General features: G+C 39.7%; 15 protein-coding genes. 6 read left to right on the top strand and 9 right to left on the bottom strand.

Annotated elements, in window-relative coordinates; all coding sequences use genetic code 11:
- Window positions 1-14: 14 nt before the first annotated feature.
- From ACH6EI_RS13145 to recQ, 4 genes are all read right to left on the bottom strand, one after another.
- Window positions 15-1,463 (bottom strand): aldehyde dehydrogenase family protein, encoded by a 1,449-nt coding sequence (locus ACH6EI_RS13145; protein WP_108674708.1) that lies wholly within the window; start codon window positions 1,461-1,463, stop codon window positions 15-17.
- A gap of 82 nt (window positions 1,464-1,545) precedes the next feature.
- Complete coding sequence (speB, locus tag ACH6EI_RS13150) at window positions 1,546-2,532, bottom strand: agmatinase (protein ID WP_098112576.1); 987 nt, start codon at window positions 2,530-2,532, stop codon at window positions 1,546-1,548.
- Between the two features lie 217 nt (window positions 2,533-2,749).
- On the bottom strand, window positions 2,750-4,126 hold the full coding sequence (locus tag ACH6EI_RS13155) for a sigma-54 interaction domain-containing protein (protein ID WP_028413421.1): 1,377 nt from the start codon (window positions 4,124-4,126) through the stop codon (window positions 2,750-2,752).
- 114 nt (window positions 4,127-4,240) lie between these two features.
- On the bottom strand, window positions 4,241-6,376 hold the full coding sequence (recQ, locus tag ACH6EI_RS13160; protein ID WP_108674707.1) for a DNA helicase RecQ: 2,136 nt from the start codon (window positions 6,374-6,376) through the stop codon (window positions 4,241-4,243).
- A gap of 270 nt (window positions 6,377-6,646) precedes the next feature.
- Between recQ and ACH6EI_RS13165 the strand changes: the two genes are divergently transcribed.
- The 5 genes from ACH6EI_RS13165 to ACH6EI_RS13185 all read left to right on the top strand — a co-directional run bounded on the left by ACH6EI_RS13165 (window position 6,647) and on the right by ACH6EI_RS13185 (window position 9,280).
- A complete protein-coding gene (locus ACH6EI_RS13165; protein ID WP_028413423.1) occupies window positions 6,647-7,066 on the top strand; it encodes a hypothetical protein in 420 nt (139 codons plus the stop codon).
- A gap of 336 nt (window positions 7,067-7,402) precedes the next feature.
- Window positions 7,403-7,729 carry a YflT domain-containing protein gene (locus ACH6EI_RS13170; RefSeq protein ID WP_013056955.1) on the top strand — a complete coding sequence of 109 codons (327 nt, stop codon included), beginning with the start codon at window positions 7,403-7,405 and terminating at the stop codon, window positions 7,727-7,729.
- Between the two features lie 111 nt (window positions 7,730-7,840).
- Window positions 7,841-8,107: a hypothetical protein gene (locus ACH6EI_RS13175; protein WP_247807160.1), complete on the top strand. Its 267-nt coding sequence runs from the start codon at window positions 7,841-7,843 to the stop codon at window positions 8,105-8,107.
- Between the two features lie 260 nt (window positions 8,108-8,367).
- The gene (locus ACH6EI_RS13180; RefSeq protein ID WP_033578924.1) at window positions 8,368-8,922 is read left to right on the top strand and encodes a DUF3231 family protein; all 555 of its coding nucleotides are present in this window, start codon (window positions 8,368-8,370) and stop codon (window positions 8,920-8,922) included.
- A gap of 64 nt (window positions 8,923-8,986) precedes the next feature.
- Window positions 8,987-9,280, top strand: coding sequence for a hypothetical protein (locus ACH6EI_RS13185; RefSeq protein ID WP_028413425.1), 294 nt, complete (start codon window positions 8,987-8,989; stop codon window positions 9,278-9,280).
- A gap of 26 nt (window positions 9,281-9,306) precedes the next feature.
- Here the strand turns inward: ACH6EI_RS13185 and ACH6EI_RS13190 are convergent, their stop codons facing one another.
- Together ACH6EI_RS13190 and ACH6EI_RS13195 are read right to left on the bottom strand one after the other, a co-directional pair.
- Window positions 9,307-11,484 (bottom strand): FUSC family protein, encoded by a 2,178-nt coding sequence (locus tag ACH6EI_RS13190; protein WP_098112575.1) that lies wholly within the window; start codon window positions 11,482-11,484, stop codon window positions 9,307-9,309.
- Between the two features lie 187 nt (window positions 11,485-11,671).
- Entirely contained in the window at window positions 11,672-12,487 is an 816-nt protein-coding gene (locus tag ACH6EI_RS13195) for a hypothetical protein (protein ID WP_028413427.1), read from the bottom strand.
- 178 nt (window positions 12,488-12,665) lie between these two features.
- On the opposite strand from ACH6EI_RS13195, the gene ACH6EI_RS13200 reads away from it, so the two are divergent.
- Window positions 12,666-13,604, top strand: a complete 939-nt coding sequence (locus ACH6EI_RS13200; RefSeq protein ID WP_028413428.1) for a VanW family protein — start codon at window positions 12,666-12,668, stop codon at window positions 13,602-13,604.
- A gap of 39 nt (window positions 13,605-13,643) precedes the next feature.
- On the opposite strand, the gene ACH6EI_RS13205 is transcribed toward ACH6EI_RS13200, so the two are convergent.
- The 3 genes from ACH6EI_RS13205 to ACH6EI_RS13215 all read right to left on the bottom strand — a co-directional run bounded on the left by ACH6EI_RS13205 (window position 13,644) and on the right by ACH6EI_RS13215 (window position 17,662).
- Window positions 13,644-15,209 carry a BCCT family transporter gene (locus ACH6EI_RS13205; protein ID WP_034327768.1) on the bottom strand — a complete coding sequence of 522 codons (1,566 nt, stop codon included), beginning with the start codon at window positions 15,207-15,209 and terminating at the stop codon, window positions 13,644-13,646.
- 66 nt (window positions 15,210-15,275) lie between these two features.
- Window positions 15,276-16,463 carry an iron-containing alcohol dehydrogenase gene (locus tag ACH6EI_RS13210; protein WP_108674705.1) on the bottom strand — a complete coding sequence of 396 codons (1,188 nt, stop codon included), beginning with the start codon at window positions 16,461-16,463 and terminating at the stop codon, window positions 15,276-15,278.
- A 29-nt stretch (window positions 16,464-16,492) separates the two neighbouring features.
- Complete coding sequence (locus tag ACH6EI_RS13215; RefSeq protein ID WP_223546581.1) at window positions 16,493-17,662, bottom strand: Zn-dependent alcohol dehydrogenase; 1,170 nt, start codon at window positions 17,660-17,662, stop codon at window positions 16,493-16,495.
- Window positions 17,663-17,674 lie beyond the last annotated feature (12 nt).

A 17,674-nucleotide genomic window follows, 5' to 3' on the forward strand; every position in this document is an offset into this window, starting at 1 on the left:
TCCACCTTTCACTTTTATTGATACCAATTGGCTCGAGCTAGCTTGGAATTTGTATTCACATGTTTTATTTCAGTAAAAGCAGCTAATCCTGATGGGCCTAACTCCCGGCCAATGCCGCTTTCTTTAAAACCGCCCCACGCCGTTTCAATATGAGGCGTATGGTAGCCGTTGATCCAAATCGTTCCCGCTTGAAGCTGTTCAGCAACTCGCTCTGCTTTCATTAAATCATTCGTTAAAACCCCTGCAGCTAAACCAAATCTCGTGCCGTTGGCAAGTGCTATGGCTTCTTCTTCACTTGAAAAAGATTGAACGGTAATGACGGGACCAAATATTTCTTCTTTGACGACTTTCATATGCTGCTCCACGTCAACGAGCACCGCTGGCGTTATATAGTTTCCACCTTCGCAGTCAATTAACGTTCCTCCTGTTAATAAATTCGCACCTTCTTCTTGACCTAGCTTAATAAAACTCTGTATTTTATTCAGATGCTCCTTGCTAATAACCGGACCCATCTCCGTTTCTTCTCTTAAGGGGTTACCAATTTTTATAGCAGCAACAGCCTCCGTAAGAGCAGAAAGAAACGGCTTATAAATAGACTCATGTACGAGTATACGCGATGAAGCTACACACACTTGTCCTTGGTTAAAAAATGAGCCAAACATTGTCCAGTCTACTGCAACATCAATTTCGCTATCTTCAAAAATAAGAAGCGGAGATTTCCCTCCCAGTTCAAGCGAAACTCTTTTAATCTCTTTTGCGCACTGCTGATAAATACGTTTGCCTGTTTCTGATCCTCCTGTAAAAGAGACTTTGGCTACGTCTTTGTGTTCAACAAGGGCACTTCCCACTTCACCGTCTCCTGTAAGTAAATTAAACACGCCTTCTGGTATACCAGCTTTTTTACATAGTGAAGCTAACTTTAAAAAAGAAAGCGGCGTTAATTCTGACGGCTTAAACACCACCGTATTTCCAGCTGCTAATGCAGGAGCCAGCTTCCACATGCCAAGCAGCAAAGGGAAATTCCAAGGAACGATTAGCGCACATACGCCAATAGGTTCTTGAATGATTTTACTGTTTGTGTCGTCGAACATGTTCTTTGTCCACGGCTGATTTTCTTCTATTAAATTTGCGTAATATCTTAAACAATTAATTGTATCTTCGATATCTAACTGCGCTTCTTTTATCGGTTTGCCAGTATTTAATGTTTCTGTTTCAGCGAATATACTCGCTTCTTTTTCTAATAAGTCTGCTAGTTTCGTAAGCACCGCTACACGCAGTGATTTATTTTTCTTCCATTCACTTTGTTCAAAAGCCTGCTTTGCTTTACCTACCGCTTCCTCTACTTGTTGAAGCGACGAGTCAAACACTTCCGCTATAATCTTATTGGTCGCTGGGTTGATTATTTCTCTTTTACATGGTTTTGCTTGTTTCTTATCTATTTTTACATTTACTTGCCCTTTCATAGTCAAACACCCCTCATAGAGAACTCTTATATAAAAATGGGAAGATAATAGTACCTTCCCACTTTTACCGTCTTGCTTATATTCAGTCGCGTGCTTTTACTAACAGCGTTTCTTCTTCTTCTTTTGCTTTTTTTCTTAACGCAATAAGGGTGATAAATTCATAGACAATATTAGCGGCCGCCGCTGCTGTAATTTGGCCATGATCATAAGCTGGCAGTACTTCTACTAAATCAAAACCGACAAAATCAATATTTGTTAAGCCTCGAACGAATTGAAGCGCATCGTCAATACTTGCACCTGAGACTTCAGGCGTTCCTGTTCCCGGCGCGTAAACTGGATCTAAAAAATCAATGTCAAACGATAAAAATACGGGTCCTTCCCCTACACGCTCATGAATAATGTCTAGCATTCTTTCAACGCTAAGCTTTTTATATTCATTTGTCGTATACAGAGCTAAACCTAGATTTTTTGCGTCTTCTAAATCTTCAATGCCGTACAGACCGCCTCGCATACCAATTTGAATCGAACGCGATACGTCGATTAACCCTTCTTCAATTGCTCGTCTAAATACCGTACCGTGATTGTATTTTTGTTCAAAATAACTATCCCACGTATCCGAATGAGCATCAAACTGTATAAGCGCTACCGGTCCGTGTTTTTTTGCAATCGCACGAAGTTCACCAAGGGTCATCGAATGATCACCGCCTAGTGAAATAGGAATAATTCCTTCATTCACAACCGGCGTTAACCCTTCTTCAATTTTTTTATACGTTTCTAAAATATATCCGGGAACAACTGACAAATCACCGTAGTCCACGCCTGAAATGTAGTCAAAAATATTAATCTTTTGTTCTGGGTTATACGGGCGGAGCAAAATGGAGAAATCTCGAATGGCTTCCGGTCCAAAACGTGCTCCTGTTCGAAAAGATTGACCTGAATCAAATGGAATACCTGTGACAATAAAATCCATTTCTGAATTTACTTGTTCTACATACGGAAGTCTCATAAATGTACGTGGTCCGCAAAAACGCGGAGATTCAAATGAATTTTTCGGCTGATATTTTGGCATAATTTATTCCTCCTAGTGGGTTTCATTCATTAGCGCCGCATCATTATTTTAAATACTGACGCTTTTTATTTAGATACTTTTTATTAATGCAAAATGCATGCCAATTTTTATTATCTTATTCCGCGCAATTATGGACGATTTTTAATTCATAATAGAATCAAAACAAAAAAACTGATTCAGTATTGAATCAGCTAATTCATTTTGAATTAAAATCTCATTATTTTATATTGTACTTTCGTAAACGTCTTACGACCGTAGGCTGGCTGATTCCTAATATATTTGCCATTTCATACGTTGTTTGACACTGACGATAAGCGCGAATCAGCCAGTTTTTCTCCACTTCTGCAAGTGCTTGCTGAAGCGTCATTCCCTGAGAGGTTAACGTGTCAAGAGACTCCCATTCTTCTTTTTCACTGCTGCTATTTTCTGAATAAAACGGGAGGTCTTGAGACGAGATGCTGTTTTCATCCGTTGTTAACACAAGGCGTTCAATTGTATTTTCAAGTTCGCGCACATTTCCAGGCCACTGATGTTCAAGAAGCAGATTTAATGCTTCTGCGTGAAAAAATTTCTTCATGCTATATTTTTCATTTTGCTTATGTAACACGTGATAAAGCAGTGCCGCAATGTCTTCTTTTCGCTCTCGAAGCGGAGGAATGGTAATCGGAATAACGTGTAAACGATAAAATAAATCTTCGCGAAACGTTCCTTTTTTGACCATTTCTTCAAGCCGCTGATTTGTGGCTACAATCAGCCTAAAGTTTGCGTGTTTGGCTCGTTCACTTCCAATTTTGGTGACTGTTTTTTCTTGCAGCACTTTTAACAGCTTTACTTGCATATCAAGGGGAAGCTCTCCTATTTCATCTAAAAAAAGCGTACCGTTATGAGCTAATTCAAACTTTCCTATTTTCCCTTTTGTACTGGCACCTGTAAAAGAGCCTGCTTCGTATCCAAACATTTCAGATTCGAACAAACTAGCTGGAATGGCTCCGCAGTTAATTTCAATAAACGGCTCTTCTTTTCGTTCACTTCCACAGTGTAAAGCACGAGCAAAAGCCGTTTTACCAACACCCGATTCACCTAGCAGCACAACCGTTGCATCGCTGTCTGCCACGCGATTAATAATCGACCATACCTTTTTCATCGATTCACTTCGTATGACCATATCATTCGACTGCTGTTCCCGGAGTTCTTCCATTTCGAGCTGATATGTTTTCATTTTCACTTCGAGCTGCTGATAATCTTCTTTTAAGCGCTGAAGCTCTGTTAAATCATGCGAAAAGCTGATGACTCTTTTCATACACTGATGTTCATCATACACGGGAATACCGGTTGCCATTACAACTTTACCCGTTTCTGTTTGTTGCATCAGCTGTACTTCTTTCTTTTTCTTTAACACTTCAATCGTAACGGAAGGTGAAAAGATCCCGCGTTTTTGCAGTTCGTAGACGGTTTGACCGACCAACTCTGACACATCGTATCCATATATATCACGGCAGTTTTGACTTGCTCGTAAAACAAGTCCTTTTTCATCAGTGATCACGATATTGTCGTGAGAAGCATGCAAAATCGCTTCAAGCTCTCGTTCAATCATTCCCCTTCACTCCTCCTTTTTATGTAATCTGATTTTTCTAACATTTATATCTATTATTTTATCAGTAAACTCGCTTATTCAACACAAAAAGCTCCTTTAATAGGAGCTTTTTGTTTACGATAGCTGCTTCATTTTTTGTTTAAACAGTGCTACTTTTATCATAAAATAAGTGATGTTTTCAGGTAATTCTTCTTTGATTGGCTTTAACTTTTCATCGCCTACTGACGAAGCAGCTTGTAAAATTTGCTGTTCGTCTTCATCCGAAAGAAAAGGCGTCCAGTCGATTTCTTTTTCTTCTTCCGCGCATTTAAACAAATGGTTTTCAATGGTAATGCGGCTCAACTCACGTTCTTCAGCAATTTCGTCTAAAGATTTTCCTTGCTGAAATAGCTCATACGTCATTAAGTGAGAGCCTTCTTTTGATGAAGCTCTTGCTTTTTTTGGAGCAGGCGCTGAAACTTCTCGCTTTCGGTCTGGATGTTCTTCACAAAACTGTTTGATTTCAGTCGTGAATCGTTCTCCGTATCGCTCTTGTTTTTGTTCTCCAACTCCTTTTACAGTGGCGAACTGTTCAAGAGTTACCGGAAGTTTTGTACACATATCATGAAGAGTGTCGTCTGAGAAAATAACAAAAGGAGGCACGCCCGCTTCATCTGCTAGCTGCTTTCGAACGGAGCGCAAATGAGCAAACAGTTCGTCATCTTGGACAATTTGCTTCACTTCCATTTGTTCTTTCCTCATCACTTTTTCCGTACCAAGAAGCACCCCTTTTCCTTTGGACGCTACGGATAAAGTAGGAAATGACCCTTGTCCTACTAAAATAAACTGCTCTGAAATCAAATACTCGATAAAATCGCTCACTTCTTTAGCCGACCGGTCGCTCATGACGCCGTACGTTTTCAGTTTATCAAAACCAAAATCAACTACTTTTTTATTTCGAGAACCCGTTAACACTTGAGCAATCATCATTTTACCGAAACGTTCGCCCATACGAATCATACAAGATAACACTTTTTGCGTATCGACCGTTACGTCTATTTCCACGCGATCATCCGTACAGTTGCTACAGCGGCCGCACTCATGTGCTTCACTTTCTCCAAAATAATGAAGAATATACGCTTGCAAACAGCCTTCTGTATGACAGTAGTTCACCATATTTTGCAGCTTTTCAAGATCTTGAATCTGCTTTTTAGGATTCGACGTTGACTGTTCAATCAAAAAGCGCTGCACGCGAATATCTTGAGGTGAATAAAGTACGATACACTCACTTGGAAGTCCGTCACGACCAGCACGTCCTGCCTCTTGATAATAGCTTTCCATATTTTTTGGAAGCTGATAGTGAAGAACAAAGCGAATATTCGATTTATCGATTCCCATTCCGAAGGCAGACGTGGCTATCATTACCTGAACATCATCTTGAAGAAAGCGGTTCTGCTCTTCATCACGGCTGCTTGCGTTCATACCAGCATGGTATTTTGATACGTTAACTCCTGATTTTTGCAATCTAGCATGAAGTTCTTCAACATCTTTACGCGTAGCGGCATAAATGATACCTGCTTCTTGATCATTTTTACGGATATACTGATCGATATAGCTGATTCGATCCTGACCTTTTACAACAGCGAACGATAAATTTTCACGTTCAAACCCAGTCATCACCGTGTACTCTTCATTAATGTGAAGAGCTCGGCAAATATCTTCACGTACTTGAGGCGTCGCAGTAGCCGTTAGCCCCATCACAATCGGCGCGTTAGACAGCTTGCTGATTAGGTCACTGATGCGCAAATAGCTCGGTCTGAAATCATGCCCCCACTGTGAAATACAGTGCGCTTCATCTACCGCTACAAGCGGGATAGGAAGCATTTGAAGCTGTTCTAAAAACTGCGAAGACTCCAGTCGTTCCGGTGCTACATAAAGCAACTTATATTCACCAAGCGCTACTTCTTCTAAGCGCTGCTGTACCTCCGTGTGAGTCAGGGAGCTGTTAATATACGTGGCCGGAATACCAGCTGCATTCAGCGTGTCCACTTGGTCTTTCATCAAGGAAATCAACGGAGAAATCACCAGTGTTGTACCTTCTAATAATAATGAAGGAATTTGATAACAAAGTGATTTCCCTCCTCCTGTTGGCATAATACAAGCGGTATTGTGCCCTTCTAAAACATAACGAATCGACTCTTCCTGTCCTTTTCGAAACGAATCATAACCAAAATAGGACTGTAAATGTGTTAAAGCTTGTTCAAACTGCAAAATAGCGTCCTCCTTTAAAATAAGTAGAAATAGTAGTTGAGGGATTCATTAGAAGGAATTGAGACGTAGGATTTTATTTTATCAAATCTTAGAGGAAGTTGCACAGAATTCGTTGATTTAAGGATATAGCAAAAATGATAAGCGAAAAGCCATCAATTTATAACTCTCTTTCCTATCACAAACAATCTTTTTATGTATGTCAGGACTCCTTTCCTAAAAATCTTTCCCCATTCCATTCTTTTTTCCTGTATACTTAAGAATAGGAAAGAGGTGCTTATCACGAGACATCCTGTAGAAACGATTTATTATTTAGAAAATCCACAGCGTAATATCTCAACATATGCTTCCACAACTCAGTTAACGGTTGAGTCTGTTGTGAAAGATGTGTTTGGTGTTGCTTGCGTAGCAGATATTCAAATTATGCTTCAATATAATAAAGAATTCCGCAAAAGTATTAGTCAATTACACAATGCGATGGACGATGATCTTACGTTAGAAATGGTTTTTCGAGTTGCTTCAAAAGAAGATTTGCTTCGATTTAAAAAACGTTTACTTGAAAGTAGTTTAGATGACGCAGAAACGTCAATAGACTGTCCATTCAGCGCAACCATTCAATTACAAGATGGTCGATATACATGGAACGAGTCTACTTCTGTTTATGAAAAACAAAAAGAACGTCTTTCATCTTAAATTTCTCTATTTTTATGTATGCAAAAAGCCTGGATCTTAGCTGTTTAAGATCTAGGCTTTTTGCAGTTTGTACTGTACCTTAAAAGGTCAAAAAAAAGATGCAGGAAAAAGGCTGGCTAAAGCCTTCTTCTGCTTATTGTCCGCCAGATTCTCCTCAAAGATAACCGCGCTGTTTCCTCTTCTCCTATGTTAGACTTTTTAACTCAATTTTATGAAATAGGTTTTATCTCTTCCAATAACGTGTATACACAAAGCAAGAGGATAAGTTACTTAAACTTCTCTTCATTACTAAACATATTCTAGAAAGTTGTCTATCATACAAGGAGGTTTTTTGAAATGGTAAATGTAAAAGTAGTTGAAAATGGCGTACAGGCAAAAGATACAATCGAACAATTTTTGCGTGAAGGATTTACAAAAGACGAAGTTTATTTACTTGCACACCATCAAGATCGCTCCGAGGATTTAACAGCTGCAACAAATACAAACAATATCGGCCTTTCTGAACAAGGTGTTTTTGATGCGATTGCGAATGTATTTCGTTCTCGAGGAGACGAGCTTCGTGCCAAAATGCGTTCATTAGGCCTATCACAGCCGGAAGCTGAACGCTATGAAGAAGAATTAGATCACGGCAAAGTAATCGTGGTTGCATCAAAAGTTGCTTAATCTAAAAGCCCTACAGCAGGGCTTTTTTATTTTTGTCTTCTGCCCTTTTTCCCCTTTCATTAAAGAAGTCATCCCTACATATTATTATGAAGATAAGAGTTACTGTGAGGAGTGATATATTTGATTATAGGAATTGAGTACACAAAGCGTGTGAAAAATGGATTAGTCGTTAAAAATATTCCTTACAAGATACACGATAAACCTTGTGATGAAGGCTGCTGTAAAAATGATAAAACGATAGGCGTCAGAGACAAATTAAGGGTTAATTGGCTGTTAAACGTTTTTATGCCCAGTACAAATATAACGGTATTTGATTATAAATATTGGTCAGAAGAGCTAACTTCTTTATGGAGAGAGTATCGGAGAAAAACTGTATAATACTCAAGATAAAAAATCTCCTTGATGAGCAAGGAGATTTTTTTCTATTGACTTTATCTTCTAGCACCAACCTATTTATTAAGCATTTCAACAATTTTTATACCTTTAGATGTTTGTACCATCACTATTATAAATTGCTGAATGGGATGCTTTTTCTTCCACTCATCATAATCAATTTTATATGTAACATTTCTTAGCTGTGTTTATCCTTTTCTGCTGAAGGTAATAAGATGCATAAACTATATAAAGGGTGAAAAGTTATGATTAACGTCATTGAGACACTACTTGATTATATAAAGAACTCTTCTACAGATGATCCGCCCCCTCGCCCACATATCGGTGAGACTATGGGATGCTGGCTGTATTTTACTGCTTTAGCGGAAGAAATACCTGCCTTAGAAACTTGTCTTAATACAACAACCAACAGTGAACTGCTTAAGCTTGCTCAAGACTCAAAAAACCTGGCTGAATCTCAGATTGATACACTAAAAAAATTAATGATTAAAGAAGGAATTCCCCTTCCTGAAATACCGGCTACCAAACCGAAATCCGACCCTAACAGTATTCCATTAGGAGCAAAAGCCACGGATTCTGAAATCGCTAACTTAATATCTATAAAAATTGCCTCTAATATCGTCATGTGCAGCACGAATATGGGACAATCTATTAGAACCGATATTGGATTAATGTGGTTGAAATTCCACACTGAAAAGGTCATATTAGGATCAAAAATAAAAATTCTAATGCAGCAAAAAGGATGGCTCAAAATTCCGCCTTATTATTATCCACCTGGAGCCCCTCATAACTCTAATTGAAGTGTTCTTAGGTAAAACAGCATAGATAATCTTAAATCCAACACATTTAACGAGGTGCTTGAACATGGATTTCCCTACAATTCATACAAATTTTTGGGACGCAGTCATTGGTGTTCCTGTCGTATTAATCGTGACGCAGCTGATCAAATGGCTTTTTCATCCTAAAAAGCAATTTGTTCCGACTATCGCTTTAGCTGTCGGCGTGCTTTTTTCAGTATTGATCAGTCACCCTCATCATATTATTGCCGGATTGTTTATGGGATATTTTTATGGATACGCCGCAATTGGAAGCTATGCAGGTCTTAAAACAACGTGGAGAACGATTAGAAAAGATACGTCTCCTTATTCATCAGACTAAAAACCAGCGAAGTATTCGCTGGTTTTTTATTCTTCATTGCTTATTTCTTCTGCTCCTAGCTCTTTGGCTAAGTGAACAACCGATTGATTGATTTTCCATACGTAATAAATGTTATGCAGCAGCTGCAGATGCTGTAAGTTTCTTGATTGAACGGACGTATCAAAATAATCTAAAGATTGTTCAATCTTTTGTCTTACATCTTCAAGCGTGTATACATACGTTCCTCTTTCTCCTCGTAATGCTTTTTCAAGCTGAGTGAAGTTGCTTGCCACTTTCTCTTCCACTTCCTTTACTACGCCATGAAATTCTGCTTCCTTATAAAAAGCTTCGTTTCTAGTAGAAGATGCCACCAAATGCTTAGCGTAATAATTAATAGCGGTAAAAACAGTTAAAAATTGCTGAAGACGTGAACGGCCAACGAAACCTTTGATAATAGGATCTGAATCGACATGAAGCTGTTTTAGCTTTTTTTCTAATTCCATTCCTTTATCAGCTAAATTGGCAAATGCGTACTGATTCGTAAAACGATGTAAATAAGTATGAACAAATTCTTTTAAAGCCGCTACGTATTCTACTGAAGTGTCGGTTATTTTATCTCTTGTTCTTTTAGGAAACACAAGAGCAGATACGGCTAAGCCAATTCCAACTCCTACGACCGTATCTAACACGCGGGCCAGCAATAAACTCTCTGAAATTCCGCCAAGAAGCATGTCATACATAAAGGCCAGCATCATCGTAATCCAAAAACTCATAAACGAATACGTAATGGGAAAGAAATAAAAAGCCATAAACACACAGATAAAAAGCAGCGTTACTTCAAGTATTCCAGGGGAAACGTAGCTTGCAACAACAAAGCCGACAGCTGCTCCTAAAAGCGTGCCTACGCTTCGCTGCACGGCTTTTACAAACGTACTTCCTATCGTTTCTGTACCGAGAAGCACTAAATAGCCTGCTAAGAGCGCCCAATATTGATGCGATGGAGATAAAAACGAGCCAAATATTAATGTCGCAACAGCAGTGATGACCGCTTGAATAGACTTTTTCGTAGACGGTTTTAATCCTTTTTCTTCATCATTATCCTCTTCGTCTTCTTGTTCTTCCGCTTCTTTTTGAGGCTGTTTTTCTTGTTTCACAATTGCTTGCTGCAGCTCATACGCTTCATCAATGACATGATTTGATATCGTTTCGATACGGCGTATTAAGTAAAGCCAGTCTTTATACCTTTCGTCTTGAGGTTCGAGTTCGCTTAATTTTTGGCGCAGCTCTTGCAAATGCTGAGCTGCATCCGTTAAGGAATGAGTAGGATTTTCATTTAATACCTCTGCTTCGCGAATCGATTCCACTAGCTTTAACAGCACCTGCTGAATATCAAAATGATTAAATGCCTTTAATTCACTAAGTTTTCGGATCGCCGGAGAATATGTCTGCAGCAGCATCACTGTATCAAATACATAAAGGCGCATTTGCTCAGCTGTTACGCCAGGCCATATGTCGTGAGGATCTGTATTTCCAAGCTCTTCTGATGCTACACGGGCATACTCCGCTAGTTTTTTAATATTGCGGTTATACTGTTTGATTTGAGCTGGTTCAATTTGTTTCTTTTGAATTAACTCAATAATTAAATCAAGCACCAAATTTACTTGAATATGAAAGGATTTCATTGAAGACCTTAGCACGTTGGAAGGCCGGTCTTTAAAAATAACAAAATTATAGATAAATGCACAGCAGGCTCCTACTATAACGCCAGCTAACAGCCACGGCAGCTGAGAAAATGTAACGTGTAAAATAGAAGCAAAATAAAACGACATAAATGCTACCATCGACAGAGAGAAGTAGCGAATACCAAATTTCTGTAAATAAAAAGACAAAAACACCAATAGAACGAGAAAAACATTTTCTGCTTGTCCATATCGTGATAAAAACGAGCCAATTCCAAGAGAAACGGCGCTAGAAAGTGCTACTAAGACGGTTGTCACTTTTTTTGCTTTTGTTGTTTCATCATTTACAACCAATATACCCATCAGGCCGATTACGCCGGATAAAATAGCAGCGGTAATTTGAGAGCTTCCCGCTGCTTTTAATACAATCAGCATAATAACGACCGCTGTAATGACACTGATTGTAGCTTTAGAAGCTGTTTTGAGCCTTTTTCGTCCAGGATCTGCAGCGACTAAGCGACTAAACCAATATGAAAAAATAAACACCCTCTCCTTTCGTGCTGTAAAGTTCTTTGTAGAAAGAGTAATATTATTACTTATACCCTTTTTAATTCTTTTCTATCGTATGTAAGTATGTTTTTCACTATAACATTGCAAACGGCTAAAGAGCTAAACAAATGATTAAAAACACATCTGTTTTCTGTCAGATGTGTTTTTAAAAAATAATGGTTCATTACAGTGTAAGAGAAGAAATTTCCCACCCGTTTGTTAACGGATTTCTTTTTAAAGTAAAAACCATCGTTGTCTTGTGAGCCCCTTTATTTTCGTAATAAATAAGGCAATCTACGGAGATTTTCTCTTTTGTTTTATACTTTTTTGCATGAAATAAGTCCGTTTTATAATAAATGGTGGAGATACTATGCAGCTTTGCCCATAGCTTATGCTCTTGCTTTACGCGCAAAACCGGCTGCATTAAGGCATCGTCATCTTGCTTTAATCCGGTTAAAAACATATTGACGACTTCTGCCGGCTCAGCTTTTAATGCATATTCATCAAGCTTTCCTCCTGCTTTTAATACCATTAACTGATGACCTGGATCTACATTTTGGGACTTGTGAGTCGTACTTCCTGCAAAATGAATGCAAAAATGACCGGGGAACCCATTGTCAAGCGCACCGGCTCCATGAGGCATTCCATTCATGGAAGCTGCAAGCATTTTTCCTTTAAATGGAATAAGAACAGCTCTTCGGTTCCAGCTCCATTTTCCATTATATAAGTGCTTCATTACTTTCGTATCTTGACGTGTAAGCGGCTGAACATCTGCGTGGTGTGAGCCTGCTCTTCGCTGCACATAAAAGTAAAAACCGGTTTCTACATCGATTACTTTAAATTTTTTTCCCTTTGGCAGTAAGGTTTCTACACGTTTCCACTTTAATACTTTTCCTGTGTCGCTTACCGGAAAGTACGTAAGGTTTTCTTCTGCTTTCATCTTTTGGGGATGCACAAAAAAACTAATAAGCATAAAGACTAAAATCATTAATTTTATCATTGTCTACCCTCATTACCTTGTAGTTTCTCTATGTAATATGCGAAAGTACACATACAATTATAAATAGAAATTTTTACACGCTCGTCTCATGGAAAATAATACAAAAAAGAGCTTGTGAATCCTATACATTAAACGGTTCATTTTATTCATACTAACAGGTGAAAGCGAGGTATATGATATGAATTTCACTTGGATGGTTGGACTTTTAATGCTTATTCAACCTCTTTCTACACAAGACCACCTATCTATTACTCATGACGGTAAACCAATTGAACGGATTGAACGGGACAAAGTGGCAGTACCTCTTCTTCCTGTACCCATGGTGGATTATGATCGATACAATCTTCTTCTAAAAGAATTGGATAAAAAAACATATAGAGAGCCCATAAATGCCCGCATTGATAAAAGCGGACAAATTGTTCCTGAGCAAGCGGGTGTCAAACTATATCATAAAGATTTTGCGGAGAAATTTTATACTTATTTTTTTAACGGCGGTACGTCAATCTTAGAAATCCCGACGCTTCCTGTTCCGCCTCGCGTGGATAAGGAGCTGCTTGCAACGATTCGTATTAAGCAAATCGGTCATTATCATACGGTATTTAACCCCCATAATAAAAATCGTTCTCACAATATTTCTCTTGCAGCTGAATCACTAGACAGCAGCGTCATATTTCCTGGGGAAGTTTTCTCTTTTAATCAAACCGTTGGAAAAAGAACGGCAGCAAAAGGGTATATGCGTGCCCCAATCATTGTAAAAGGAGAGTATTCTGAAGGAGTTGGAGGAGGAATTTGCCAAGTTTCTTCTACTTTATTTAACGCCGTCGATAACGCTGGCGTCACGATTACGCAGCGCTACTCCCACAGCCGCAGTGTTTCCTACGTACCTCCTGGGCGAGACGCTACCGTCAGCTGGTATGGACCTGACTTTCATTTTAAAAATACGTATAGTGATCCTTTGTTGATTCGAGCACAGGTGCAAGGCGGAGTCGTAAGCGTAGCCGTTTATTCTACCGATGCGATTGAATATAAGCCTCGCCGCGTGCCTTGGTCTTCTAATGAACCCTTGCCAAAAGAGAAAAAACCTAAATCACATGTTCATAGTGACATTGCTGATTAAAACATAAAAAAGCAAGGAGTAAGTTCTCCTTGCTTTTATTTATACAGCTTTTGTTTCATCCGCTTCTTTAATCGCAGCATTTTTATCTACCTTTGTAGTTCGATCGTATTTGGCTGGATTTTGAGCAATTTTGACTAACGCAATAAGAACACCTATACCTAAAAACAGTGCAGGAACTCCTCCTAGATTGGCTAACATTTTAATTCCGTCTAGCTTTGCAAAACTAATCATTACCCATCCTACCAAACTTACGGTCACACCCCATACTACTTTAATCATAATGCCCGGAGACGGACTTTGAGGAGAAATCCCCGATGAACTGATTCCGCCCATCGCTTCCATGTTAGAATCCGCGGCTGTAACGAAGGAAATGAACACGATAAACAAGTAGAACGGAATAACAAATTTCGCAAATGGTAAAGCAGCAAATACTGCATACAAAACGGCTTCAGGCCCGTTTTGTGCCATAATATCTGCGAGTTCCCCTCCTGTCATTTGCATATGAATCGATGTTCCGCCAAATATCGTCATCCATACGCCTCCAAAAAAGGCTGGTAAAATAAAGTTAACAAGAATCATCGTTTTCACTTTATATCCATATGCAATTCTTCCTAAAAATAATGCGGTGATAGCGGCCCATGAAAACCAGCTTGCCCAATAAAAAGTAGTCCATGACTGCGGCCACGTATCACCTGCTGCCGCTCCTGTAAATAAACTTTTTTCAAAAAAATGAGTAAAATAATTACCCGCCGATTCCGTTCCTAAATTTAAAATATAAGAGCTTGGTCCTACAATAAAGATAAAGATGGCAATTCCATAGAATGCTTTCATATTAATATCTGATAAAATTCTAATTCCTTTCATTAAGCCGCTTGATGCGGATAAAATAAAGGTAATGGTAACGGCAGCCGTTATAATCGCCCACAGTAAAGGGTTGCTGGCAATACCGCTCAAATGATTAACGCCTCCTGCTAAATTTAAAACACTCGTTCCAAGAGAAGAGGCCATTCCAAGAGCAAGAGTGTACAAACATACTGCATCAATTACTTTTCCTGTTTTCCCGTTAATTTTATCCCCTAAAATCGGAGCTAGCGTAGACCCTAGACTGAACGGTTTTTTCATATTGTAATAAGCAAATGCAAATACAATTGCAGGTACGCAATAAATTGCATATGGCGAAATGGTCCAGTGAAGATACATAGAAGACATAGAGAAAATGGCTGCTTCTGGAGAATTCGGTTTAATTCCTAACGATTCAGGAGGTGCAGATACATGGTAAATCGGTTCCACAATCCCCCAAAACGTAACGCCTGCAGCTATTGTTGTACATAAGGTAATCGCAAACCAGTTGCCAAATTTAAGAATGGGTTTTGCATCAGGTCCTCCTATTTTAACATTGCCAAGCGGTGAAAAATAAACACCAATGCATGCAATTACCATCAGCAGCCCGCTAATGCTAAACAGCCAGCCTAGATTGGAAATAACCCAATTATTTGCATTAGTTGTAACTGTAGTAAATGTTTCACGGTTTGTAAAACTTAGTAATGCAGCTCCAATTAACAATAAAAATGGAGGCCAAAATACAGCATGTCTGATCTTTTTCATTACGCTTCCTCCTGCCTAATTAATGAGATGGTACATACCGCTTCTTGGAAACGGTATGTGCTTCTATCAAACTTTCGACGCTCCTACGCTCATAATTGCATGTGCAAACTGCTGTAAATCATCTTCACTGGCAAAACGTGCATTATTTACTCTCATCGGTTCATTTTCAACTGAAAGCATCACGTCCACAAAGTCAGAGATGTTCAAAGCCGGTTCATGCCCCTCTCCAATCGCAAGGTTTAATCCACTTACAGCCACTAGACGCTTAAATTCTTCTGCCCCTGCATAAGCAAGCTCTTCCTTCGTTGAAAATGTTTCTTTTACTCCCAAAGCTCTTGCTACGTCTGCATACAGTTCCACTGCACCTTCAGTATTCCAGTCGTACACAGCGTGCAAGGCAATTGAAACCGCACGGCCGTGATGGATTTTCCCGACTGTTCCCAAGGCGTGTCCTATGCAGTGTGCAAGCCCCGTTCCTCCTTGTTCGATTGCCATTCCTGCAAGCGTTGCCGCTATCGCGAGGTTTCCTCTTGCCTCTAAGTTTTCAGGTTGTTGCAGAGCTGTTTCTAAATTTTGACTCACTAATGAAATCGCTTGAAGGCTCAGCGCTTGAATAAAAGGGTTCGTACGCTTGCCTGTGCATGCTTCAATTGCATGTACAAGCGCATCTAACGTAGTGGCAGCTGTCAAGAAATCCGGCAGTTTTGTAGTAAATCGCGGTTCTAGTATCGCTAGTTCCGGTGCCATATCTTGATCCCACGCCCACACCTTGACTTGATTATGTGTAGAGAAGACAACCGTGCTCGTGACTTCTGCTCCTGTACCGGAAGTAGTGGGAAGCATAATCGTTTTCACTTTCTTTTTCGCAAAAGGGTTCGCCATGAGAGCATAATGCATCGTTTCATACTGATCACCTGCAACTAGCGCAGCCATTTTAGCCACGTCCATAGCTGAACCGCCTCCAAGACCAATGACGCACTTTATCTGTTGTTCACGAATAAGCTGTGCAGCAGCATCTATTGAAGCGGCCGTAGGATCACTTTTCACATCATGAAAAACGAACGTTTCTACACCATTATTTTGAAGCGCTTTCAATACAATGTCTGCTAAACCAACTTTTATTACCCCTGGATCCGTCACTAACACGGCTCTTTTTTCCCCGCTCACTGCTTCAACATCTTTTCCAATTTGCAAAGCTCGGTCTACTCCATACGCTATGCTTGTTTTTGTTGTAAATTCAAATACTGAATTCATTGTTTTTCCCCTTTCTTAGCTCATTTACATTATGAAACGATGTCAAATTCATCTCCGTTTTCTAACGAATCTTGAGATGCAATTGATGGAAATTCGATTACTGACCGGCCTACGTTTACACAATTACAATCGTGAAATGATTGAAAAGCTTCGTTAATATCGTCAAGCTGCATGCGCCCAAGAATCAGTTCGTCTAACATAAATTTTCCGTCTAAATAAAGCTGAGCAATTTTAGGGAAATCACGAAACGGCTGCGTGTCTCCGTAAAAGCTTCCTTTCAATATTTTGCCGACACGATGAAACCCTCCGCCTGGTAAACTGATAGACATGGATGGGTTAAAGGCTCCTACTACAACTACCGTGCCTCCTTTTCTCGTTCCATTCCAAGCAGATTCAGTAGCTTTTGTATGACCCGAGCAGTCAATCGCGAAATGGACGCCGTGGCCTCCTGTTAAAGCTTTTAAAGCTTCACTTGCTTCTTCTGAAGCTACATTTATCGTATGAGTAGCTCCGAATGTTTTAGCAAGTTCCAAATTAGCTGGTTTTACATCGCATGCAATAATTTTGCTCGCTCCTGCAATCCGAGCCCCTTGAATGGCGTTAATGCCTACTCCTCCGATGCCAAAGACGGCTACGGTAGAACCCGGCGTAACTTTGGCTGCGTTTACAGCTGCTCCGTACCCCGTCGCTACACCGCATCCAATTAAAGAGGCTTGAGCCATCGGCATCTCATCAGGAAGCTTAATACAAGACATTTCCGGCACCACCGCATATTCAGCAAAAGTGGAAAGCAGCGAGTTGTGAAAAACCAGCTCTCCATCTTTGCTTAATCGAGAGGTACCGTCTAACAGCGTTCCGTTAAACATCGGACCAAAAGCTGAATCACACAGATGTACGGCCCCCGTCACACAAAACTCACACGTGCCGCAGTAAGGAACCCAGCTAAGCGCTACTTTATCTCCTACTTTTACCGTTTTTACATTCAAACCGACTGCCGTTACAATACCTGCACCTTCGTGTCCTAAAATAGTAGGCGTTGGTGTAGAAGGATCTTCCAAAGCATTTAAATCACTATGACACACGCCCGTTGCTTCTATTTTCACAAGTACTTCATTGGCTTTTGGTGCTGCTAAATCCACCGCTAAAATTTCAAGAGGCGCATTAACGCCCGTCATGACCGCTGCTTTCATCTTCATCATACTTTCCTCCAG

The organism is Priestia sp. JSM ZJ58 (assembly GCF_044383985.1).
GTDB lineage: Bacteria > Bacillota > Bacilli > Bacillales > Bacillaceae_H > Priestia > Priestia zanthoxyli.

Excerpts from the sequence above, each read along its gene's own strand:
- ACH6EI_RS13185 (WP_028413425.1), top strand. The coding sequence starts at position 8,987 with ATGGATTTCCCTACAATTCATACAAATTTTTGGGACGCAGTCATTGGT.
- ACH6EI_RS13200 (WP_028413428.1), top strand. The coding sequence starts at position 12,666 with ATGAATTTCACTTGGATGGTTGGACTTTTAATGCTTATTCAACCTCTT.
- ACH6EI_RS13215 (WP_223546581.1), bottom strand. The coding sequence starts at position 17,662 with ATGATGAAGATGAAAGCAGCGGTCATGACGGGCGTTAATGCGCCTCTT.
- ACH6EI_RS13195 (WP_028413427.1), bottom strand. The coding sequence starts at position 12,487 with ATGATAAAATTAATGATTTTAGTCTTTATGCTTATTAGTTTTTTTGTG.
- ACH6EI_RS13170 (WP_013056955.1), top strand. The coding sequence starts at position 7,403 with ATGGTAAATGTAAAAGTAGTTGAAAATGGCGTACAGGCAAAAGATACA.
- ACH6EI_RS13180 (WP_033578924.1), top strand. The coding sequence starts at position 8,368 with ATGATTAACGTCATTGAGACACTACTTGATTATATAAAGAACTCTTCT.
- ACH6EI_RS13145 (WP_108674708.1), bottom strand. The coding sequence starts at position 1,463 with ATGAAAGGGCAAGTAAATGTAAAAATAGATAAGAAACAAGCAAAACCA.
- ACH6EI_RS13205 (WP_034327768.1), bottom strand. The coding sequence starts at position 15,209 with ATGAAAAAGATCAGACATGCTGTATTTTGGCCTCCATTTTTATTGTTA.
- ACH6EI_RS13155 (WP_028413421.1), bottom strand. The coding sequence starts at position 4,126 with ATGATTGAACGAGAGCTTGAAGCGATTTTGCATGCTTCTCACGACAAT.
- ACH6EI_RS13210 (WP_108674705.1), bottom strand. The coding sequence starts at position 16,463 with ATGAATTCAGTATTTGAATTTACAACAAAAACAAGCATAGCGTATGGA.
- speB (WP_098112576.1), bottom strand. The coding sequence starts at position 2,532 with ATGCCAAAATATCAGCCGAAAAATTCATTTGAATCTCCGCGTTTTTGC.